The 22501-nt window shown below is 61.6% G+C and carries 18 protein-coding genes and 4 pseudogenes; 16 read left to right on the forward strand and 6 right to left on the reverse strand.

Translation table 11 applies throughout. The features are described from left to right. Together NA619_RS23910 and merR are read right to left on the reverse strand one after the other, a co-directional pair. Positions 1-74, reverse strand: a pseudogene (locus NA619_RS23910) (disulfide bond formation protein B); the annotation flags it as partial. A gap of 41 nt (positions 75-115) precedes the next feature. Then, entirely contained in the window at positions 116-550 is a 435-nt protein-coding gene (merR, locus tag NA619_RS23915; RefSeq protein ID WP_005303925.1) for an Hg(II)-responsive transcriptional regulator, read from the reverse strand. Positions 551-621: 71 nt separating this feature from the next. On the opposite strand from merR, the gene NA619_RS23920 reads away from it, so the two are divergent. The 10 genes from NA619_RS23920 (at position 622) to NA619_RS25160 (ending at position 9637) form a co-directional block, all read left to right on the forward strand. Continuing rightward, a complete protein-coding gene (locus NA619_RS23920; protein WP_001294663.1) occupies positions 622-972 on the forward strand; it encodes a mercuric transport protein MerT in 351 nt (116 codons plus the stop codon). A 13-nt stretch (positions 973-985) separates the two neighbouring features. Continuing rightward, positions 986-1261, forward strand: a complete 276-nt coding sequence (gene merP / locus NA619_RS23925; protein ID WP_000732292.1) for a mercury resistance system periplasmic binding protein MerP — start codon at positions 986-988, stop codon at positions 1259-1261. Between the two features lie 35 nt (positions 1262-1296). After that, the gene (gene merC, locus NA619_RS23930; RefSeq protein WP_001340589.1) at positions 1297-1719 is read left to right on the forward strand and encodes an organomercurial transporter MerC; all 423 of its coding nucleotides are present in this window, start codon (positions 1297-1299) and stop codon (positions 1717-1719) included. A gap of 51 nt (positions 1720-1770) precedes the next feature. After that, positions 1771-3465 carry a mercury(II) reductase gene (merA, locus tag NA619_RS23935; RefSeq protein WP_000105636.1) on the forward strand — a complete coding sequence of 565 codons (1695 nt, stop codon included), beginning with the start codon at positions 1771-1773 and terminating at the stop codon, positions 3463-3465. Between the two features lie 17 nt (positions 3466-3482). Next, entirely contained in the window at positions 3483-3845 is a 363-nt protein-coding gene (merD, locus tag NA619_RS23940; RefSeq protein ID WP_001277456.1) for a mercury resistance co-regulator MerD, read from the forward strand. Further along, a complete protein-coding gene (merE, locus tag NA619_RS23945) occupies positions 3842-4078 on the forward strand; it encodes a broad-spectrum mercury transporter MerE (protein ID WP_000993386.1) in 237 nt (78 codons plus the stop codon). Before merD ends, merE begins: the two co-directional genes overlap by 4 nt. Further along, complete coding sequence (locus NA619_RS25090) at positions 4075-5061, forward strand: DUF3330 domain-containing protein (RefSeq protein WP_016240397.1); 987 nt, start codon at positions 4075-4077, stop codon at positions 5059-5061. The genes merE and NA619_RS25090 overlap by 4 nt, the downstream gene beginning before the upstream one ends. A 125-nt stretch (positions 5062-5186) precedes the next feature. Then, positions 5187-5747 carry a recombinase family protein gene (locus NA619_RS23960; protein WP_000147567.1) on the forward strand — a complete coding sequence of 187 codons (561 nt, stop codon included), beginning with the start codon at positions 5187-5189 and terminating at the stop codon, positions 5745-5747. A gap of 2 nt (positions 5748-5749) precedes the next feature. Then, complete coding sequence (locus NA619_RS23965) at positions 5750-8716, forward strand: Tn3-like element TnAs3 family transposase (RefSeq protein WP_001138064.1); 2967 nt, start codon at positions 5750-5752, stop codon at positions 8714-8716. 465 nt (positions 8717-9181) lie between these two features. After that, positions 9182-9637 (forward strand): cytochrome c, encoded by a 456-nt coding sequence (locus tag NA619_RS25160; protein WP_325166560.1) that lies wholly within the window; start codon positions 9182-9184, stop codon positions 9635-9637. Here NA619_RS25160 and dnaE2 read toward each other — a convergent pair. Then, positions 9564-9917 (reverse strand): annotated as a pseudogene (dnaE2, locus tag NA619_RS23975) (error-prone DNA polymerase); the annotation flags it as partial. The gene NA619_RS25160 and the pseudogene dnaE2 sit on opposite strands and share 74 nt — an antisense overlap. A 404-nt stretch (positions 9918-10321) precedes the next feature. On the opposite strand from dnaE2, the gene NA619_RS23980 reads away from it, so the two are divergent. Beyond that, entirely contained in the window at positions 10322-12625 is a 2304-nt protein-coding gene (locus NA619_RS23980) for a TonB-dependent receptor (RefSeq protein WP_127839260.1), read from the forward strand. A gap of 227 nt (positions 12626-12852) precedes the next feature. Here NA619_RS23980 and NA619_RS23985 read toward each other — a convergent pair whose 3' ends face one another. From NA619_RS23985 to exaA, 3 genes and pseudogenes are all read right to left on the reverse strand, one after another. Then, positions 12853-13452: a 3'-5' exonuclease gene (locus NA619_RS23985; RefSeq protein ID WP_178114095.1), complete on the reverse strand. Its 600-nt coding sequence runs from the start codon at positions 13450-13452 to the stop codon at positions 12853-12855. 118 nt (positions 13453-13570) lie between these two features. Continuing rightward, positions 13571-14218: a pentapeptide repeat-containing protein gene (locus tag NA619_RS23990; RefSeq protein WP_127839262.1), complete on the reverse strand. Its 648-nt coding sequence runs from the start codon at positions 14216-14218 to the stop codon at positions 13571-13573. Positions 14219-14372: 154 nt separating this feature from the next. Next, positions 14373-15836: pseudogene (exaA, locus tag NA619_RS23995) on the reverse strand (quinoprotein ethanol dehydrogenase); the annotation flags it as partial. On the opposite strand from exaA, the pseudogene pqqD reads away from it, so the two are divergent. The 5 genes and pseudogenes from pqqD to NA619_RS24020 form a co-directional block, all read left to right on the forward strand. Then, positions 15833-16033, forward strand: a pseudogene (gene pqqD, locus NA619_RS24000) (pyrroloquinoline quinone biosynthesis peptide chaperone PqqD); the annotation flags it as partial. The pseudogenes exaA and pqqD sit on opposite strands and share 4 nt — an antisense overlap. Continuing rightward, positions 16005-17159 (forward strand): pyrroloquinoline quinone biosynthesis protein PqqE, encoded by a 1155-nt coding sequence (pqqE, locus tag NA619_RS24005; protein WP_148924243.1) that lies wholly within the window; start codon positions 16005-16007, stop codon positions 17157-17159. The pseudogene pqqD and the gene pqqE, both read left to right, overlap by 29 nt. Before the next feature lie 38 nt (positions 17160-17197). After that, complete coding sequence (locus NA619_RS24010) at positions 17198-19084, forward strand: alpha/beta hydrolase family protein (protein WP_127839264.1); 1887 nt, start codon at positions 17198-17200, stop codon at positions 19082-19084. A gap of 102 nt (positions 19085-19186) precedes the next feature. Further along, positions 19187-20350: an alcohol dehydrogenase-like regulatory protein ErcA gene (ercA, locus tag NA619_RS24015; protein ID WP_127839265.1), complete on the forward strand. Its 1164-nt coding sequence runs from the start codon at positions 19187-19189 to the stop codon at positions 20348-20350. Beyond that, positions 20334-21887: a PAS domain-containing hybrid sensor histidine kinase/response regulator gene (locus tag NA619_RS24020; protein WP_255964325.1), complete on the forward strand. Its 1554-nt coding sequence runs from the start codon at positions 20334-20336 to the stop codon at positions 21885-21887. The genes ercA and NA619_RS24020 overlap by 17 nt, the downstream gene beginning before the upstream one ends. Positions 21888-22501: the final 614 nt, after the last annotated feature.

Below are 22501 nucleotides of genomic sequence, written 5' to 3' on the forward strand. Positions count from 1 at the left end.
AGGGTCGATACCAGTGCGACCAGCCAGGTTAGCAGCAGCAGGTTCCAGGTCATGCCTGAACGTTGAGGATTCATTGCGGTTAGGGGGCACCTCAGAAAACGGAAAATAAAGCACGCTAAGGCATAGCTGACCTTGCCAGGCCTGCTTCGCCCTGTAGTGACGCGATCAACGGGCAGGAAACATTCCCCTTTCGTGCATGGCAGGCGCACACGAGTTCAGACAGCACGGTTTCCATGCGCGCCAAGTCGGCCATCTTCTCGCGCACGTCCTTGAGCTTGTGTTCGGCCAGGCTGCTGGCCTCCTCGCAGTGGGTGCCATCGTCGAGCCGCAACAGCTCGGCAATCTCGTCCAGACTGAACCCCAGCCGCTGTGCCGATTTCACGAATTTCACCCGAACCACGTCCGCCTCCCCATAGCGGCGGATGCTGCCGTAAGGCTTGTCCGGTTCCGGCAACAGGCCCTTGCGCTGATAGAAGCGGATTGTCTCCACGTTGACCCCGGCCGCCTTGGCAAAAACGCCAATGGTCAGGTTTTCCAAATTATTTTCCATATCGCTTGACTCCGTACATGAGTACGGAAGTAAGGTTACGCTATCCAATCCAAATTCAAAAGGGCCAACGTATGTCTGAACCACAAAACGGGCGCGGTGCGCTCTTCGCCGGCGGGCTGGCCGCCATTCTTGCATCGACCTGCTGCCTGGGGCCGCTAGTACTGGTCGCCCTGGGCTTCTCCGGTGCTTGGATCGGCAACCTGACGGTGCTGGAACCCTATCGACCGTTGTTCATCGGCGCGGCGCTAGTGGCGCTGTTCTTCGCCTGGAAGCGGATTTACCGGCCCGTGCAGGCATGCAAGCCAGGTGAGGTCTGCGCGATTCCGCAGGTGCGCGCCACCTACAAGCTGATTTTCTGGATCGTGGCCGTGCTGGTCCTGGTCGCGCTTGGATTTCCCTATGTCGTTCCATTTTTCTATTAACCAGGAGTTCATCATGAAGAAACTGTTTGCCTCCCTTGCCCTCGCCGCCGCTGTTGCCCCGGTGTGGGCCGCTACCCAGACCGTCACGCTAGCGGTTCCCGGCATGACTTGCGCCGCCTGCCCGATCACAGTCAAGAAAGCGCTCTCCAAGGTCGAAGGCGTGAGCAAGGTCGATGTGGGCTTCGAGAAGCGCGAGGCCGTCGTCACTTTTGACGACACCAAGGCCAGCGTACAGAAGCTGACCAAGGCCACCGCAGACGCCGGCTATCCGTCCAGCGTCAAGCAGTGAGCCAGCAAGCCAACGACAACAGCGAGAGCCGCTTCATGGGACTGATGACACGCATTGCCGATAAAACCGGCGCGCTCGGCAGCGTCGTTTCCGCGATGGGCTGCGCCGCCTGCTTTCCAGCCCTCGCCAGCTTCGGCGCGGCCATCGGGCTGGGCTTCTTGAGCCAGTACGAGGGACTGTTCATCAGCCGCCTGCTGCCGCTGTTTGCCGCGCTGGCCTTCCTGGCGAACGCGCTGGGTTGGTTCAGTCATCGGCAATGGCTGCGCAGTCTGCTCGGCATGATCGGCCCGGCCATCGTGTTTGCGGCCACGGTCTGGCTGCTCGGCAACTGGTGGACGGCGAACCTGATGTACGTCGGCCTGGCCTTGATGATTGGGGTGTCGATCTGGGACTTCGTGTCGCCGGCGCATCGCCGTTGCGGACCGGACGGCTGCGAACTCCCCGCCAAGCGCTTGTGAAAGACGGCTGACCGTGCGACACGGCGGCCCACACGAATAAGGAACGATGGTATGAGCACTCTCAAAATCACCGGCATGACTTGCGACTCGTGCGCAGTGCATGTCAAGGACGCCCTGGAGAAAGTGCCCGGCGTGCAATCAGCGGATGTCTCCTACGCCAAGGGCAGCGCCAAGCTCGCCATTGAGGTCGGCACGTCACCCGACGCGCTGACGGCCGCTGTAGCTGGACTCGGTTATCGGGCCACGCTGGCCGATGCCCCCTCAGTTTCGACGCCGGGCGGATTGCTCGACAAGATGCGCGATCTGCTGGGCAGAAACGACAAGACGGGTAGCAGCGGCGCATTGCATATCGCCGTCATCGGCAGCGGCGGGGCCGCGATGGCAGCGGCGCTGAAGGCCGTCGAGCAAGGCGCACGTGTCACGCTGATCGAGCGCGGCACCATCGGCGGCACCTGCGTCAATGTCGGTTGTGTGCCGTCCAAGATCATGATCCGCGCCGCCCATATCGCCCATCTGCGCCGGGAAAGCCCGTTCGATGGCGGCATCGCCGCTACCACGCCGACCATCCAGCGCACGGCGCTGCTGGCCCAGCAGCAGGCCCGCGTCGATGAACTGCGCCACGCCAAGTACGAAGGCATCTTGGAGGGCAATCCGGCGATCACTGTGCTGCACGGCTCCGCCCGCTTTAAGGACAATCGCAACCTGATCGTGCAACTCAACGACGGCGGCGAGCGCGTGGTGGCATTCGACCGCTGCCTGATCGCCACCGGCGCGAGCCCGGCCGTGCCGCCGATTCCCGGCCTGAAAGACACTCCGTACTGGACTTCCACTGAAGCGCTGGTCAGCGAGACGATTCCTAAGCGCCTGGCCGTGATTGGCTCATCAGTGGTGGCGCTGGAGCTGGCGCAGGCGTTCGCCCGACTCGGAGCGAAGGTGACGATCCTGGCTCGCAGCACGCTGTTCTTCCGCGAAGACCCAGCTATAGGCGAAGCCGTCACGGCCGCATTCCGCATGGAGGGCATCGAGGTGAGGGAACACACCCAGGCCAGCCAGGTCGCGTATATCAATGGTGAAGGGGACGGCGAATTCGTGCTCACCACGGCGCACGGCGAACTGCGCGCCGACAAGCTGCTGGTCGCCACCGGCCGCGCGCCCAACACACGCAAGCTGGCACTGGATGCGACGGGCGTCACGCTCACCCCGCAAGGCGCTATCGTCATCGACCCCGGCATGCGTACAAGCGTGGAACACATCTACGCCGCAGGCGACTGCACCGACCAGCCGCAGTTCGTCTATGTGGCGGCAGCGGCCGGCACTCGCGCCGCGATCAACATGACCGGCGGTGACGCGGCCCTGAACCTGACCGCGATGCCGGCCGTGGTGTTCACCGACCCGCAAGTGGCGACCGTAGGCTACAGCGAGGCGGAAGCGCACCATGACGGCATCAAAACTGATAGTCGCACGCTAACGCTGGACAACGTGCCGCGCGCGCTCGCCAACTTCGACACGCGCGGCTTCATCAAACTGGTGGTTGAAGAAGGCAGCGGACGACTGATCGGCGTGCAGGCAGTGGCCCCGGAAGCGGGCGAACTGATCCAGACGGCCGCACTGGCGATTCGCAACCGGATGACGGTGCAGGAACTGGCCGACCAGTTGTTCCCCTACCTGACGATGGTCGAAGGGTTGAAGCTCGCGGCGCAGACCTTCAACAAGGATGTGAAGCAGCTTTCCTGCTGCGCCGGGTGAGGACAAGGAGGTGTGCGATGAGCGCCTACACGGTATCGCAACTGGCCCATAACGCTGGGGTGAGCGTACATATCGTGCGCGACTACCTGGTGCGCGGCTTGTTACGGCCGGTGGCCTGCACCACGGGCGGCTACGGCGTGTTCGACGATGCGGCCTTGCAACGGCTGTGCTTCGTGCGCGCGGCCTTCGAGGCGGGTATCGGCCTGGATGCCCTGGCGCGGCTGTGCCGTGCGCTCGACGCAGCGGACGGCGCACAAGCCGCAGCGCAGCTTGCCGTGCTGCGCCAGTTGGTCGAGCGGCGGCGCGCGGCGTTGGCCCATCTGGACGCGCAACTGGCCTCCATGCCAGCCGAGCGGGCGCACGAGGAGGCATTGCCGTGAACGCCCCTGACAAACTGCCGCCCGAGACGCGCCAACCCGTTTCCGGCTACCTGTGGGGTGCGCTGGCCGTGTTGACCTGCCCCTGCCATCTGCCGATTCTCGCCGCCGTGCTGGCCGGGACGACCGCCGGTGCCTTCCTTGGCGAGCATTGGGGTGTTGCCGCGCTCGCGCTGACCGGCTTGTTCGTTCTGGCCGTAACGCGGCTGCTGCGCGCCTTCCGGGGCGGATCATGACGAGTTCGCAGCCCGCCGGATGGACGGCGGCCGAGTTGGCGCAGGCGGCGGCGCGCGGACAGCTTGACCTGCATTACCAGCCGCTGGTCGATCTGCGCGATCACCGGATCGCTGGCGCGGAAGCGTTGATGCGCTGGCGGCATCCGAGGCTTGGCCTGTTGCCGCCCGGCCAGTTCCTGCCGCTGGCCGAGTCGTTCGGCCTGATGCCGGAAATAGGCGCGTGGGTGCTGGGCGAGGCCTGTCGCCAGATGCACAAGTGGCAAGGACCGGCATGGCAACCGTTCCGTCTTGCCGTCAATGTGTCCGCCAGCCAGGTTGGGCCAACGTTCGACGACGAGGTAAAGCGGGTGCTGGCCGATATGGCCCTGCCCGCCGAGCTTCTGGAGATCGAACTGACCGAATCGGTCGCATTCGGCAATCCAGCCCTGTTCGCCAGTTTCGACGCCTTGCGCGCCATCGGCGTGCGCTTCGCCGCCGACGACTTCGGCACCGGCTATTCCTGCCTGCAACATCTGAAATGCTGCCCCATCACCACATTGAAAATCGACCAATCCTTTGTCGCCAGGCTCCCGGATGATGCCCGTGACCAAACTATCGTGCGGGCGGTGATCCAGCTCGCGCACGGGCTGGGCATGGAGGTGGTAGCCGAGGGTGTGGAAACACCCGACTGCCTTGCGTGGTTGCGGCAGGCGGGTTGCGACACGGTGCAGGGTTTCCTGTTCGCCAGGCCGATGCCGGCGGCGGCCTTCGTCGGCTTCGTCAACCAATGGAGGAACACCACCATGAACGCCAATGAACCGAGCACCAGTTGCTGCGTGTGCTGCAAGGAAATCCCGCTCGATGCCGCCTTCACGCCGGAAGGGGCCGAGTACGTGGAGCATTTCTGCGGGCTGGAGTGCTATCAGCGCTTCCAGGCGCGGGCCAGCACTGCGACCGAAACCAGCGTCAAACCGGACGCTTGTGATTCGCCGCCGTCAGGTTGAGGCATACCCTAACCTGATGTCAGATGCCATGTGTAAATTGCGTCAGGATAGGATTGAATTTTGAATTTATTGACATATCTCGTTGAAGGTCATAGAGTCTTCCCTGACATTTTGCAGGGAATTCCATGACTGGACAGCGCATTGGGTATATCAGGGTCAGCACCTTCGACCAGAACCCGGAACGGCAACTGGAAGGCGTCAAGGTTGATCGCGCTTTTAGCGACAAGGCATCCGGCAAGGATGTCAAGCGTCCGCAACTGGAAGCGCTGATAAGCTTCGCCCGCACCGGCGACACCGTGGTGGTGCATAGCATGGATCGCCTGGCGCGCAATCTCGATGATTTGCGCCGGATCGTGCAAACGCTGACACAACGCGGCGTGCATATCGAATTCGTCAAGGAACACCTCAGTTTTACTGGCGAAGACTCTCCGATGGCGAACCTGATGCTCTCGGTGATGGGCGCGTTCGCCGAGTTCGAGCGCGCCCTGATCCGCGAGCGTCAGCGCGAGGGTATTGCGCTCGCCAAGCAACGCGGGGCTTACCGTGGCAGGAAGAAATCCCTGTCGTCTGAGCGTATTGCCGAACTGCGCCAACGTGTCGAGGCTGGCGAGCAAAAGACCAAGCTTGCTCGTGAATTCGGAATCAGTCGCGAAACCCTGTATCAATACTTGAGAACGGATCAGTAAATATGCCACGTCGTTCCATCCTGTCCGCCGCCGAGCGGGAAAGCCTGCTGGCGTTGCCGGACTCCAAGGACGACCTGATCCGACATTACACATTCAACGATACCGACCTCTCGATCATCCGACAGCGGCGCGGGCCAGCCAATCGGCTGGGCTTCGCGGTGCAGCTCTGTTACCTGCGCTTTCCCGGCGTCATCCTGGGCGTCGATGAACTACCGTTCCCGCCCTTGTTGAAGCTGGTCGCCGACCAGCTCAAGGTCGGCGTCGAAAGCTGGAACGAGTACGGCCAGCGGGAGCAGACCCGGCGCGAGCACCTGAGCGAGCTGCAAACCGTGTTCGGTTTCCGGCCCTTCACCATGAGCCATTACCGGCAGGCCGTCCAGATGCTGACCGAGCTGGCGATGCAAACCGACAAAGGCATCGTGCTGGCCAGCGCCTTGATCGGGCACCTGCGGCGGCAGTCGGTCATTCTGCCCGCCCTCAACGCCGTCGAGCGGGCGAGTGCCGAGGCGATCACCCGTGCTAACCGGCGCATCTACGACGCCTTGGCCGAACCACTGGCGGACGCGCATCGCCGCCGCCTCGACGATCTGCTCAAGCGCCGGGACAACGGCAAGACGACCTGGTTGGCTTGGTTGCGCCAGTCTCCGGCCAAGCCAAATTCGCGGCATATGCTGGAACACATCGAACGCCTCAAGGCATGGCAGGCACTCGATCTGCCTACCGGCATCGAGCGGCTGGTTCACCAGAACCGCCTGCTCAAGATTGCCCGCGAGGGCGGCCAGATGACACCCGCCGACCTGGCCAAATTCGAGCCGCAACGGCGCTACGCCACTCTCGTGGCGCTGGCCACCGAGGGCATGGCCACCGTCACCGACGAAATCATCGACCTGCACGACCGCATCCTGGGTAAGCTGTTTAACGCTGCCAAGAATAAGCATCAGCAGCAGTTCCAGGCGTCAGGCAAGGCCATCAACGCCAAGGTACGTCTGTACGGGCGCATCGGTCAGGCGCTGATCGACGCCAAGCAATCAGGCCGCGATGCGTTTGCCGCCATCGAGGCCGTCATGTCCTGGGATTCCTTTGCCGAGAGCGTCACCGAGGCGCAGAAGCTCGCGCAACCCGATGACTTCGATTTCCTGCATCGCATCGGCGAGAGCTACGCCACCCTGCGCCGCTATGCACCGGAATTCCTTGCCGTGCTCAAGCTGCGGGCCGCGCCCGCCGCCAAAAACGTGCTTGATGCCATTGAGGTGCTGCGCGGCATGAACACCGACAACGCCCGCAAGCTGCCAGCCGATGCACCGACCGGCTTCATCAAGCCGCGCTGGCAGAAACTGGTGATGACCGACGCGGGCATCGACCGGCGCTACTACGAACTGTGCGCGCTGTCCGAGTTGAAGAACTCCCTGCGCTCGGGCGACATCTGGGTGCAGGGTTCACGCCAGTTCAAGGACTTCGAGGACTACCTGGTACCGCCCGAGAAGTTCACCAGCCTCAAGCAGTCCAGCGAATTGCCGCTGGCCGTGGCCACCGACTGCGAACAATATCTGCATGAGCGGCTGACGCTGCTGGAAGCACAACTTGCCACCGTCAACCGCATGGCGGCAGCCAACGACCTGCCGGATGCCATCATCACCGAGTCGGGCTTGAAGATCACGCCGCTGGATGCGGCGGTGCCCGACACCGCGCAGGCGCTGATAGACCAGACAGCCATGGTCCTGCCGCACGTCAAGATCACCGAACTGCTGCTCGAAGTCGATGAGTGGACGGGCTTCACCCGGCACTTCACGCACTTGAAATCGGGCGATCTGGCCAAGGACAAGAACCTGTTGTTGACCACGATCCTGGCCGACGCGATCAACCTGGGCCTGACCAAGATGGCCGAGTCCTGCCCCGGCACGACCTACGCGAAGCTCGCTTGGCTGCAAGCCTGGCATACCCGCGACGAAACGTACTCGACAGCGTTGGCTGAACTGGTCAACGCTCAGTTTCGGCATCCCTTTGCCGGGCACTGGGGCGATGGCACCACATCATCATCGGACGGACAGAATTTCCGAACCGCTAGCAAGGCAAAGAGCACGGGGCACATCAACCCAAAATATGGCAGCAGCCCAGGACGGACTTTCTACACCCACATCTCCGACCAATACGCGCCATTCCACACCAAGGTGGTCAATGTCGGCCTGCGCGACTCAACCTACGTGCTCGACGGCCTGCTGTACCACGAATCCGACCTGCGGATCGAGGAGCACTACACCGACACGGCGGGCTTCACCGATCACGTCTTCGCCCTGATGCACCTCTTGGGCTTCCGCTTCGCGCCGCGCATCCGCGACCTGGGCGACACCAAGCTCTACATCCCGAAGGGCGATGCCGCCTATGACGCGCTCAAGCCGATGATCGGCGGCACGCTCAACATCAAGCACGTCCGCGCCCATTGGGACGAAATCCTGCGGCTGGCCACCTCGATCAAGCAGGGCACGGTGACGGCCTCGCTGATGCTCAGGAAACTCGGCAGCTACCCGCGCCAGAACGGCTTGGCCGTCGCGCTGCGCGAGTTGGGCCGCATCGAGCGCACGCTGTTCATCCTCGACTGGCTGCAAAGCGTCGAGCTACGCCGCCGCGTGCATGCCGGGCTGAACAAGGGCGAGGCGCGCAATGCGCTGGCCCGTGCCGTGTTCTTCAACCGCCTTGGTGAAATCCGTGACCGCAGTTTCGAGCAGCAGCGCTACCGGGCCAGCGGCCTCAACCTGGTGACGGCGGCCATCGTGCTGTGGAACACGGTCTACCTGGAGCGTGCGGCGCATGCGTTGCGCGGCAATGGTCATGCCGTCGATGACTCGCTATTGCAGTACCTGTCGCCACTCGGCTGGGAGCACATCAACCTGACCGGTGATTACCTATGGCGCAGCAGCGCCAAGATCGGCGCGGGGAAGTTCAGGCCGCTACGGCCTCTGCAACCGGCTTAGCGTGCTTTATTTTCCGTTTTCTGAGACGACCCCCACTTCACCAAGGTCGCCGACGAGGATGTGAGGGCACTCTATGCCTTCCTCATGACGCGTGAGCCGGTGAGCGCGCCGGCGCAGCGCAATACCCTGCCGTTCCCCTTCAACATCCGCGTCCTGCAAGCCGGCTGGAAGCTGCTGTTTATGGACCAGGGCCGCTATCGGCCGGTCGCCGGCAAGAGCAAAGCATGGAACCGCGGCGCCTATCTCGCCGAGGGCTTGAGCCATTGCGCCGCCTGCCACACGCCACGCAACGTGCTGGGCGCCGAGAAAGCCGCTGACGACAGCTACGCGGGCGCGATGATCGAAGGCTGGTTCGCGCCGGCACTGACGGCTGCCAATACCACACCGCTACCCTGGACCCAAGACGAGCTGTTCACCTACCTGCGCAGCGGAGCGACTGCCCTGCACGGCGTTGCCGCGGGCAAGATGTCGGACGTCGTGCACGACCTGGGCAGGCTTCCCGACGCCGATATCCAGGCAATAGCCGTCTATTTTGCCGACCTCAACGGCTCCTCCGCACTGAAGACAGGCAGCGATGAAGCGCTGGCCAAAGCGCTGGCGACCTCCGCTCTCGGCAGCCGCCTGGAACCCGACGCCGGAGCCGTCCTGTACTGGGCAGCCTGCGGGTCATGCCACTACAAAAGCGCAACGACGCCTCTCAGCGTGCGACCGGAGCTTGCCCTCAACAGTGCGCTCACCGCGGCCACCCCCGACACGTTCATCCATATCGTGATGGCTGGAATAGGTCTGGAAGAAGGCATCCCCAACGTGCTCATGCCGGCTTTCTCGCAGGCGCTGAACGATGGCGCTGGATTACTGTGCGATCCGCCATGGCAGCATTTTCTACCGGTACCAGTGTGGACAACGGATGCTCCGAAATAACGAACCCCCCAGGGTGCTGAGACAGATGACGAGGAAACCCAACAAGGAGGTCAGTTAGGATGAGCACCATCCGGATGGTCTGATTGTCTGGGTCAAAGCCCGCTTCTCGAAGCCTTTCCGGTGGCGGCATCTGATCGCTCCAGGCACCGCAGCATTTTGCTAACGCATCCACCTGGTCAGGCGGAAGGCCAATCGCCTTGCCGATATCTCTGATAGCGCCCGCAAAATGGTAGGTCGAGGCTACGCAGGTCAGCGCTGCACGCTCCCGTCCGTAGCGATTCCTGATAATTTTTTCTAGCGCTCGACGTCAGGCGCACGCGCCCTTTTTCGAAAATCCGCACTGCCTCAGGTCGACTAGCTGAAGCCAATAGAAAGGCCAGCCTCACCAGGGCCCCGGTATTCCAAAAAATCGTATGGACGGTCGGCGATCAGCAGGCCAGAGCCGGCATTGCATCGAGCATCTGGTTCGAAGGCCTTCGTTCCGGATTACTCCGGCGGTAGTAAGACCAATCGCCACGGGGTCGGGAAAAATTCCCGGCAGCACCGGGAATTTTTCCCTATCGGCGGTGCGCGGAAGCTCTCGATAATCAGTTCTGGCAGTTTGCCAGCCGACATCGGCCAGCATGGAGAGTCGCCCGCAAACCCGCCCCGGCACGATCCGCCAAACAAGAACAAGGAATGCCCATGCAATATCAGATCTGCCGCAGCTGGACGCCCCGTCGCACGCTGCTTTCGCTCGCCGTTGCCGGCTTGTTGCCTGGTTTCGCCCAGGCTGAGGAGCCACTCGAGCTCAAGAGTGATGAGGTTGTCGCCACGACTCCGCTGCCCGGCATCGATCTGCCGAAGGATCGGGTTCCGGCCAACATTCAAACCCTGGACGACGAGCGCCTGCGCAAGCTGGGAGGGCAGTCTCTGGCAGAAAAACTGCAGCGCGGTCTGCCGAGCGTCAACCTCAACGAGACCCAGGGCAACCCCTATCAGGCAGACCTGAATTACCGGGGCTTCACCGCTTCGCCGCTACTGGGCACGGCCCAAGGCCTATCGGTGTTTCTCGACGGCGTGCGCATCAATGAAGCGTTCGGCGACGTGGTGCACTGGGACCTTATTCCCCAGACCGCCATCGCTGGGGCGGCTCTGGTGCCTGGCTCCAACCCACTGTACGGCCTCAACACACTCGGCGGCGCCCTGGCGCTGGAAACCAAGCGGGGCGACACTCATCCTGGCGGCGCGGCGCAACTCTACGGCGGCTCCTTTGGCCGCTACGGTGGCTCAGTGGAGCATGGCGGCCAACATGAGGAGTTTTCCTGGTACTTGGCGGCCGAAGGGATGGATGAAGACGGCTGGCGCGACCATTCGCCGTCTGAGGTAGGCCAGCTGTTCGGCAAATTCGCCTGGACCACAGACAGCACGGACCTGGCCCTGACGCTGGCTCATGCTGACAACGATCTGATTGGTAACGGACTGATCCCCGAAAGCATGCATGAGCAGGACCGCGACGCGATTTTTACCTATCCCGACCAGACTGAGAACCGTAGCCACCTAATGGCGTTTTCCGGCAGTCACTGGCTGAGCGATAGCGACCGGCTGTCCGGCACCGTCTATTTGCGGCGCACCCGCACAGCGACCCTTAACGGTGACGGAAACGATGAGTACGAAGACGAATATGAAGAGTGGGAAGACGACGGCTTCCTGGCCGGCGAGGGTCCGGAAACCGGCGTGCTGAACCGCACCCGTACTAGCCAGCGCGCCTACGGCCTGGCCCTGCAGTGGTCCCGTCATGCCGGGGCCCACCAGTTCGCCTTTGGCCTGTCCCACGACAACACCCGCGCCAGCTTTCACCAGAGCGAGCAAGGCGGTGAGCTGACCGATAAGCGCGGCATTCTTGCCACCGAGGCCGAAGACCCAGCCAATAGCCTGTTGGGTCGCACCCGCACTTCCAGTCTCTACGCCACCGACACATGGTCGCTAACCGACGCGCTGCAGCTGACCGGCTCGCTACGCTACAACCGCACCCGGGTAGTCAACACCGATCGCATGGGAGATGACCTCAATGGCGATTTCACCTATCGCAAGCTGAACCCGGCGCTGGGGTTCGCCTGGCAGTTACAGCCCGCGGTGACCCTCTACGGAGGTTACTCCCAAGGCAATCGGGCGCCGACGCCGATCGAACTGGGTTGTGCCGATCCGGAAAATCCCTGCAGCCTGCCCAACGCCATGGCCGCCGATCCATTCCTGGAACAGGTCGTCACTCGCACCCTGGAATTTGGCGTGCGCGGCCAGCTGGCCAGCGGCACCGAATGGAACGTCACGGCCTTCCGCAGCCTTAACCACGATGATCTGCTGTTCGTCGGAACCGGTGGTAGCAAGGGTTACTTCACCAACTTCGGCCGCACAAGGCGCCAAGGTATCGAGCTGGGCCTGGCCGGCGAGCAAGGGCCGGTCGATTGGCGGGTGGATTACACCTACTTGCACGCCACGTTACAGTCCTCTGCATGCATCCTGGCCGAGAACAACAGCACCGAGGGCGAGGGCGGCTGCCCGGATGACGAGATTCACATCTCCCGTGGCGACTACCTGCCAGGGTTGCCGAAACACAACCTCAAGCTCGGCTTGGACTGGAATCTGAACGATCGGCTTCGTATCGGTACAACTGTGCTGGCGTATTCCGAGCAGTATGTGCGGGGCAATGAGAACAATCGTCATCAGTCCAACGACGAGGTCGAGGGCAGCGGCACACTGCCGGGTTATGCGGTGGTCAATCTGAGTGCCGATTACCGCTTCGCTCGTGACTGGACTCTGTTCGGTCGGGTCGACAACCTGTTCGACAAGCGCTATGCCACGAGCGGCGCCTTGGCCGAAAACCCTTTCGTAGGCGCTGGCAATGCCTTCGAAACCGACCCGGAGGAGTGGCGCCACGAGCAGTTCATCGCGCCCGGTGCGCCGCGTGCTGGCTGGTTGGGCGTACGTTACGTTTGGGATGCGTTGTAAGCGTAAAAAACGACGGCACAGGGAGGTGCGTGTCGACGATAAAATCATTGGCCGGACCTCTCAGCAGTCGCGGAGAGGTCAGCCAGATCTCGGTTCAAGCTGCAACACAACGTGCGAAAGGACATCCAGCGCCGGATAGACGTTGGGGCAGGGATGGCGAAAGGAACCCGGCAATCCTTCGTTGAGTATGCATTTCAGGCCGGACGGTCCGTCGTCCAGGCCGAGCCTCATATCACTCGATCCAGTAGCAACGCTCGCGACTGCGCATCCAATGCAAGAAATACCATCAGCGCGGCATAGGCATCGTTGGCGGCATAACGCTGCTGCGCTTCGGCCAGATTTTTGTTAGCCCAGTTGGAAGTCGACACGCTGCGTGACTTGCTTATACCGGCACCCAGTACCGCCGCCACCGCACCGCGAAGCCCGACCTGACCCTTCTTGCCGTGATATCTCAGCGCCGAACCAAGATCGACGCTGTGCCGCAATTCGATCCCCAACCGGGTGCGTAGACGGCTGCGATCGGACGCCAGACCGAATCCGACTTTCAATACTTGGTCCGTCTCCAGCACCCGCTTAGCGGCCTCGACGCAACCGGGTATTCCGATCTGAAAAAGATAGGCTTTTGTTGGCGTTGCGAACTGAATGAGGTGAGGCCCGCTGGACAGCTCGCCTACTGTGAAGGTGGGTTTGGATTCGGTATCGAACCCGATCTGTGCAAAGGTCAGGATGTCGTCGACGGCCTGGGCGAATTCCTCGGGCGTCGACGGCGTGACGATACGGTCGAGGGCGAGACCGTCGAAGCGGGGCAGGCGCTCGAGGTCGGTCAACTGGGGAATGCGGATATCGATAGGGCCTCCACTTCAAGCCGCTGAATCGTCGCCCCTGGGAACGGGCGCGCACCTGCCATTAAAGCGCATGGCGCGCTGGTTCGATGCACCCGTCGTATTACTTCTCCCAGTCCACTGGGCAATCGAAGCAACCGTCCATATTGCTGCCTTGAAAGGTTGCATAGTGTCGGCGTGCGCCAGTCAGGGTCGCGTTGCCGAGATTGGCATCGTTGAGCTTGCCTTCCTGCAAATTAGCGTCGGTCAGATTCGCATGGTCGAGGTCGGCCTTGCTTAGCCAGGTCATTTCCAGGTTGGCGGCGGTGAGGTTGGCACCATGCAACTTCGCACCGCTCAAACGAGCGAATTCGAGATTGGCCGCAGTCAGGTTGGCCCCATTGAATCGCGCGGCCTGCGCGAACAGTCCCCAACCCTGAATGGCCACCAATTGCGCATCGGTGAAGTTCGCCAGACGCAGGTTGGCTTGTTGAAGACTGGCGCGGGTGAGGGTGGCGCCGGTCAAGTTGGCCTTCTCCAGATTGGCCAGGTCGAGATTGGCATGCCTCAGGTTGGCCCCGGTGAGATCGGCGCCGGTCAGATCCATCTTGCGCATGTCCTGGTTGCTCAGGTCGGCGCCGCGAAGATCGGCGTTGGCACATTTGCTTTCTGGCTGGATGACACAGCCATTGATGGTGGGCGGCTGGTCGTCAGCGTGCAGCGGCGCGCTGAGGATCACTGCGATGGGCAGCAGATAGCGGGATATGTTCATGGCGGTTCCCATGTTCGATAGGTGAAGAAAGAGCAGCCGGCTCAGGCGAGGACCGTCAGGCCAGGAGAGCGCCAACTCTGTAGGCCAATCCAGTTCATGTCCCGCCAGCTGTTCCGTGTGCGGCTGTGCTCGCTCATCGAGCACAGCCGGCGTCTTATCGTTTGGCGGTCTGGTTTTCCCAACTAGGGATTCGAAACGCCCAGAACGAGCCGCCTTGAGCAACCGGCTTGGTCAGCACAGCCATGTCGCCGCCCCACAGCGGCACAGCGCCGCCGTAGCCAACGGTCACGCCAATGAACTGCTCGCCGTCCTGTTCCCAGGTGATCGGCGGCGCGATGATTCCGCTACCGGTCTGGAATTTCCAGAGCTCCTCGCCGGTTTTCGCGTTGAAGGCCTTCAGGTAGCCATCACCTGTACCGGTGAACACTAGGTTGCCCTTGGTGGCGAGGACGCCGGCCCAGAGCGGCAGCGGTTCCTTGTGCTCCCAGGCGACCTTGCCGGTGGTGGGGTCCATGGCACGCAGAATCCCGACGTGATCGTCATACATGCGCTTGATGCGGAAGCCTTGGCCGAGGTAAGCGTTGCCTTTCTTGTAGCTGACCTCCTCGGTCCAGTAGTCCTCTTTCCAATGGTTGGCGGGAACGTAGAACAGGCCAGTATCCTGGCTGTAAGCCATGGGGTTCCAGTTCTTGCCGCCGAGGAAGGGCGGTGAGACTTCCACTGATTTGCCGTGCGCCTCGCCGGGCTCAGGCTTCGGCGGGCGCTGGCCCTCGTTCTCCACCGGCCGCCCGGTCTTCAGGTCGATGTGGCTGGCCCAGGTGATGTTGTCGACGAAGGGGAAGGCGTTCTGCAGTTTGCCGTCCTCGCGGTTGACCACATAGAAAAAGCCGTTGCGGTCGGCGTGGGCCGTGGCTTTGACGGTCTTGCCATCTTTGTTCTTGTAATCGAACAGGACCAGCTCATTGTTGCCGGAGAAGTCCCAGGCATCGTTCGGTGTGTGCTGGTAGAACCACTTCACTTCGCCAGTGGTGGCGTCGACGCCAACCTGCCCAGAGGTATAGAGGCTGTCGTAATCCTTCGGATCTCCGCCATCGGCGGTGCGTGCCCAGCCGTTCCAGGGCGCCGGATTGCCCGCGCCGACGATGATGGTATTGGTTTCGGCGTCGAAGCTCGCGCTCTGCCACGGAGCGCCGCCGCCCTGGCTCCAGGCTTCCTTCTTGCCGGTGGGTGAGTTCGGGTCATCCGGCCAGGAGGGCGCCTTGATGTCGCCGGTCGGCGTGCTCTCCTTGCCGTTCAGTCGGCCAACGTGACCTTCGACGAAGGGCCGCATCCAGACTTCTTCACCCGTGTCCGGATCGCGTGCGAACAACTTGCCGACAACGCCGAATTCATCGCCGGAGCTGCCGTGGATTAGCAAAACCTTCCCGCTCTTCTGATCCTTGATCAGGGTGGGCGCGCCGGTCATCGTGTAACCCGCGCCGTGCTCGCCGAATTTCTTCTTCCAGACGACCTTGCCGGTGTCCTTGTTCAGCGCCACCACCTGAGCGTCGAGGGTGCCGAAGTAAATCTTGTCGCCGTAGATAGCAGCGCCGCGGTTGACCACGTCGCAGCAAGGGCGTTCTGCTTTATCCCGAAGGCATGATCAAGCTCAACGAAAGTGCCGCGGCGGTACTGGCTGAAGTTGATGGGGCTCGCACCGTCGGCGCCATCGTCGCCGATCTGCAGGCGCGCTTCCCGGATGCAGAAGGGATTGAGGAAGATATCGTCGCGTTTCTGGAGGTGGCCGTTGAACGGTTCTGGATCGAGCTTCGCTAAGCCCGGCTTTGAGCCCGGTCCGCCGCTGTGGCTGCTGGCGGAGCTGACTTATCGTTGCCCGCTGCAATGCCCGTACTGCTCGAACCCGCTGGATTTCGCCCGCAGCAAGGACGAGCTGAGCACTGCCGAGTGGATCGAGGTGTTCCGACAGGCCCGCGAGATGGGCGCGGCGCAACTGGGCTTTTCCGGCGGTGAGCCGCTGGTCCGGCAAGATCTGGCCGAGCTGATCAAAGCGGCGCGAGACCTCGGCTATTACACCAATCTGATCACCTCGGGCATCGGCCTGACCGAAGAGAAGATCGCTTCGTTCGCCGACGCCGGGCTCGACCACATCCAGATCAGCTTTCAGGCCGCCGATGAGGAGGTGAACAACCTGCTCGCCGGCTCGAAGAAGGCTTTCGCGCAGAAGCTCGCCATGGCACGAGCGGTAAAAGCGCATGGCTATCCGATGGTGCTGAACTTCGTTACCCACCGGCACAACATCGACAACATCGAGCGCATCATCCAGCTGTGTCTGGAATTGGAAGCCGACTTCGTGGAGCTCGCCATCTGTCAGTTCTATGGCTGGGCCGAACTCAATCGCGCCGGGCTGCTACCAAGCAAGGATCAGTTGGTGCGTGCCGAGCGCATCACCAACCAGTGGCGCGACAAACTCGCCGCCGAAAACCATCCCTGCAAGCTGATCTTCGTCACGCCCGATTATTACGAAGAGCGTCCCAAGGGCTGCATGAACGGCTGGGGCAACCTGTTTCTCGACATCACACCGGACGGCACAGCGCTACCTTGTCACAGCGCGCGTCAACTGCCGATCAGCTTCCCTAACGTTCGCGAGCAGAGCATCGAGCAGATCTGGAAGCATTCTTTTGGCTTCAACAAGTTTCGCGGTTTCGATTGGATGCCCGAGCCTTGCCAATCCTGCGGCGAGAAGGAAAAGGACTTCGGCGGCTGCCGCTGCCAGGCTTTCATGCTCACTGGCGATGCGGCCAATGCCGATCCGGTGTGCAGCAAGTCTGCGCACCACGACAAGATTCTTGCCGCCCGCACCGAGGCCGAAGAAGCGCCACGCGGGCTTGATGAGCTGACCTTTCGTAACGAGAAGGCATCGAAGCTGATCCTCAGGGTATAAGGTCATCGATCGACGCCTAACCGACTGGAACCGTTTGGATGACCAAGACCGCAATCCCCTATGGCTTCTGGCCCAGCGACTGGACTGCCGAAGATGCCGCCTCTGCAAGTTGTGACTTTGCCGAGCTTCGCGCTGGCCATGGGGGCGTGTTCTGGGTTCAGTACGATCCGGCCGATGTGCGTTCCACGTTGTGGTATTGGCACGCTCGCGGCTTGCGTAGCCTCACGCCGCCCGGGTTCTCGCTTCGCAGCCGTGTATACGAATACGGCGGCGGTGCCTTCTGCCTGACCGACGCCGGGGTTGCGTTCGTCAACGAGCAGGATCAGCAAATCTACCTGCAGGGCCTATCTACGGACGCAGCGACGCCGCCCATCGCGCTGACCGATGACGACGCTTGCCGGTACGGTGATCTGCAGTTCGACACGCGCCAGCGGGCCATTCTCGCCGTGGAAGAAACCGCCGAAGAAGCTCGCTCAGAGCATCGTCTGGTCAGCGTTTCGCTGGTTGATGGCAGCCGAAGCGTACTTATCGAGGGGAGCGACTTTTACTCGTCACCGACCTTGGATGCGACAGGCCAACGTCTTGCCTGGATCGAGTGGCAACGCCCCGAACAACCTTGGACGTCCACCAGCCTCTGGATTGCCGAACGTACCGAAAATGATCGCTGGGGAGCGCCGCGGTGCCTGGCCGGCGCAGCGGGAAATGAGTCGCTGCAACAGCCGCGCTTCGCTCCGGATGGCGCCTTGTATTGCCTGACTGACCGCGAAGGCTGGTGGCAGCCTTGGAGAATGCAGGACGACAGCCTTGTTCCGGTAACCGGCGCGGCTGCGGCTGGGTGTGATCATGCCCCGGCGCCCTGGCAGCTGGGAACGGTGAGCTATCTACCCTCGGCGGACGGCGCTTTGCTGTTGACACGCATAATGGATGGCTACGGACTGTTGTTCGAACAAGACAGCCAAGGTAATGAACGCCAGCTGGCGATGGAATTCAGCCGTTGCCGCCAACTTGCTGCCGGCGAGCGACACTTTTACTGCATAGCAGGCTCGTCGGGCCTGACGCCTGCCGTGTTAGCAATCGACAGGGTTACCAGCTGCATCGAAATGCTCGCCGGAGGCGAACAGCCTTTGGCGGCCGATCAGTTGTCGTGCCCCCAGGCGTTCAGTTTCGCTACCGGGCAAGGCGAGGTGGCGCACGCATTTTTCTACCCGCCGAGCAATGCACAGTGCCAAGGTCCTTCACAAGAACAGCCATCGCTCGTGGTGTTCATGCATGGCGGGCCTACGTCCGCCAGCTACCCGGTCTTCGATCCGCGCATCCAATATTGGACTCAGCGCGGTTTCGCCGTGGCTGATATCAACTACCGCGGCAGCAGCGGTTTCGGGCGTGCTTATCGTCAGCAGTTGCGAGGCGAATGGGGTGTGATCGAAGTGGAAGACGCCTGCGCCGCGGTACAGGCGCTCGCCACGAACGGCCAGATCGATCCGACGCGAACGTTCATCCGGGGTTCGAGCGCGGGCGGTTACAGCGCGCTCTGCGCACTGGCTGCTAATGCTGATTTTAGCGGCGGTGCCAGCCTCTACGGCGTCAGTGATCCGTTGGCGTTGCGCCGGGTTACGCACAAGTTTGAAGCCGATTATCTGGATTGGCTGATAGGCGATCCAGAGCTCTACGCCGAGCGCTACCGGCAGCGGACGCCGTTACTCAATGCGGGGCTGATTCGGGTGCCGGTGGTCTTCTTTCAAGGCGGGCAAGACGCGGTGGTGCTACCCGAGCAGACCGAGTCCATGGTTGCCGCTCTGCGCGAACGAGGCGTGACAGTCGAATATTGTTTTTATCCAGAAGAGCGCCACGGCTTCCGGCAGGCGACCAACCTGGCCGATGCGCTGGAGCGGGAATGTCGCTTCTATCCGGAGCTTCTTCGCTGAGCCGGCTGGCATTCATGGCCGTATGCACCGTTGTGGATTGCTTTGATCGTAGAAAACAGTAGGCTTGGCGAACGTAACAAAATAATAACTATAGGCCGTTGTATGAGCCCCAATCTTAGTCTGCAGCGCAAATTCGTTTCCCCCGAGATCGTGTTTGGTGCGGGTTGTCGGCACAGTGCTGGCAACTACGCGAAGAACTTTGGCGCACGCAAGGTGCTGCTGGTTTCCGACCCAGGTGTGGTTGCCGCAGGGTGGATCGGCGACGTCCAGGCAAGCCTGACCCGCCAGGACATTGACTACCATCTGTTTACCCAGGTCTCGGCCAATCCTCGTTCCGAGGAAGTGATGCTGGGCGCTGAGGTCTATCGCAACGAAGGCTGCAACGTCATCGTCGCGGTAGGCGGTGGCAGCCCGATGGACTGCGCCAAGGGCATCGGTATTGCGGTCGCACATGGTCGCAACATCATTGAATTCGAAGGCGTCGACACGCTGCGCGTGCCGAGCCCGCCGCTGATTCTGATCCCAACCACGGCCGGCACCTCCGCAGATGTTTCGCAGTTCGTGATCATCTCCAACCAGACCGAGCGGATGAAGTTTTCCATCGTCAGCAAGGGCGCCGTACCCGATGTGTCGCTGATCGATCCGGAAACGACCCTCAGCATGGATCCGTTCCTCTCGGCCTGTACCGGCATTGATGCGCTGGTGCATGCCATCGAAGCCTTCGTCTCGACCGGCAACGGGCCGCTGACCGACCCGCACGCATTGGAAGCGATGCGCCTCATCAATGGTCATCTAGTGCAGATGATCGCCAATCCGGCAGATATCGAGCTGCGCGAGAAAATCATGCTCGGCAGCATGCAGGCCGGGCTGGCGTTTTCCAATGCGATTCTCGGTGCAGTGCATGCGATGTCCCATAGCCTTGGCGGCTATCTCGACCTCCCGCATGGCTTGTGCAACGCAGTGTTGGTCGAGCATGTAGTGGCGTTCAATTACAGCGCTGCGCCCGAGCGTTTCAAAATTGTGGCGCAAACATTCGGCATCGATACGCGCGGCATGACCCATGCGCAGATTCGCGATGGTCTGGTCGCTCATCTGGTTCAGCTCAAGCAAGCCATTGGTTTCAACGAAACGCTGGGGTTGCATGGCGTGAATCTTTCGGACATCCCTTTCCTGTCGCGGCACGCTATGCAGGACCCCTGCATCCTGACCAATCCTCGCTCGTCGACCCAGCGCGACGTCGAAGTGGTATATGCCGAAGCACTCTGAGCAGGACGACGCTCTCGCTGGCCTGCTTGGGCTTGGCACGCATTCGGCTCGTAAAAGTCACTATCCAGAACTGGTTGCGCGCCTCGAAGAGCTGGAAGCCGAGCGCAATCGCAACAAATGGCTGTTCGAACATGCAGTGCATCGCATCTTTCAAGCCAGCCTGCAGGAAGGCATCCGCGCGGCCAATCCCGCATTGGCAGGTATGCTCGGCTACGACAGCCCCTCGGACGCGCTCTGGGGGCTAACCGATCTATCGCATCATCTATTCGTCGGCGGTGAGGAAGAGCTGAACCGCATCCGCCGCATTCTTAGTGATCAACGGGGCCTGTTTGGCTATGAGACCCGCTTGCGTCGCAAGGACGGTAGCGCGATCGACGTAATAATGAACTTGCTGCTCAAACCGGATGAAGATGGTTTGGTCGAGGGTTTCGTTGCCGATATCACCGAGCGCAAATTGGCTCAGCTGCGGTTGCTGCAGCTCAACGAGCAGTTGGAACAGCGCGTCGCCGAACGAACTGTCGAACTGCGCAAGGCCCGTGATGCAGCCGAGGCGGCCAACCAAAGCAAGGACAAGTATCTAGCGGCGGCCAGCCACGATCTGTTGCAGCCGCTCAACGCGGCGCGCCTGTTGATATCGACCTTGCGCGAGCGGAGTTTGCCCGGCGCGGAACGGAATCTCGTCGAGCGAGCGCATCAGGCGCTGGAAGGTGCGGAAGATTTACTCACCGACTTGCTGGACATTTCCAAGCTCGATCAACGAGCGATCAAGCCGGACATCGAGGTGTACCGTCTGGATGAAGTGCTGCTGCCGCTGGTTTCCGAATTCCAATCGGTGGCGGAATCGGAAGGTCTTGGCTTCGACCATTACATCCCGGCGTATGCGCTGCGCACCGGCTGCGGCATCGAGGCGGATCAGATGCAGTCAATCTTTCTGGAATTCAACCAACTGGGCGTTCAGCGCGCCGCTGAACGCGCGGGGGTCGGCCTGGGACTAGCCATCGTCGACCGGATCGCCACCATGCTCGACTACCACATACATGTTCGCTCGCAGCCGGGTCGCGGCTCGGTATTCAGCATTGACGTGCCCCTGGTCGCGGTGCCGTGGGAATCAGTCAGCGAAGCGCCTTTGATGATGCCAATGATGGGCGATCCGCTGCCAGGGCGCCGATTGTTGGTACTGGATAACGATCTGAGCATTTTGCACAGCATGGCCGCGCTACTCGGGCAATGGGGTTGCGAGGTGCTAGTCGCCTCCGACGAGGCGGCTGCTCTGGCGGCTCTGAATGAGCTGCCGCCCGAGTTGATTCTTGCCGACTACCATTTGGATCAGGGTGCGACCGGCTGGAACGTGGCGCAGGCCTTGCGGGTACATTTCGGCGTCCCGATCCCGGTGGTGATGATTACCGCTGACCGCAGCGACCAGTGCCGCCGTCAACTGCAAGGCGTCGGAGTCCCGGTGCTGAACAAACCGGTCAAAGCTGGAAAGCTGCGGTCGATCCTAAGCTACCTGCTGTATCGTAATGAGCAATCACGCTAAACGGCGTAAGCCAGTTTTGAGCGCCGTTGACCTATTCAGTTGTGGTCATCGTCCTTGAAGCGGGAGATCGAATGGGTTCATGGCTGAGTAATCTACCAACCTGAGCGCCACGCGAAGGTGATCTGTGCAGTCGCTAGAAAAGATCTTAGACGTCATGACAGAACTTAGTGGCTTTATCGGCCGGCATAGCGCCAATCCGGTCATTTGTCATCCTCCCGTAGGCTGCAAACAATCCTATCGATCGAACGCAGTGGTCCAGTGCGGTATGGTGCAATCGGGCGACCGCTATCGTTTCGACCAGTTTCAGGGCTACGACCGCAACCGCACCCCGGGGCGACTATTTCGACACTCACGCCGAGCGCCTCTCCTGGTCACATCAATTACACAAGAACCTTTCCGTCTTCTTTTTTCGGTACCGCGTACCGATTCTTCGTCGCTCCCGATACTGCTCGCATAGTCATGGATGAGCCTTTAGTGAAGTGATCCTGCTCGCGCAGCTATGGTGGTGGTGCCTCGTTCGTGTATAGCAGCCCGCGATCGCGTGTGACTAATCGTTAGGCCACTTTCGGGCCAGAAGCGGACGCTCTCATGGCCTGGCTATTGCGCCTTAGGAG

The sequence above is a fragment of the Stutzerimonas stutzeri genome (genome assembly GCF_024448895.1).
GTDB classification, from domain to species: domain Bacteria; phylum Pseudomonadota; class Gammaproteobacteria; order Pseudomonadales; family Pseudomonadaceae; genus Stutzerimonas; species Stutzerimonas stutzeri_Q.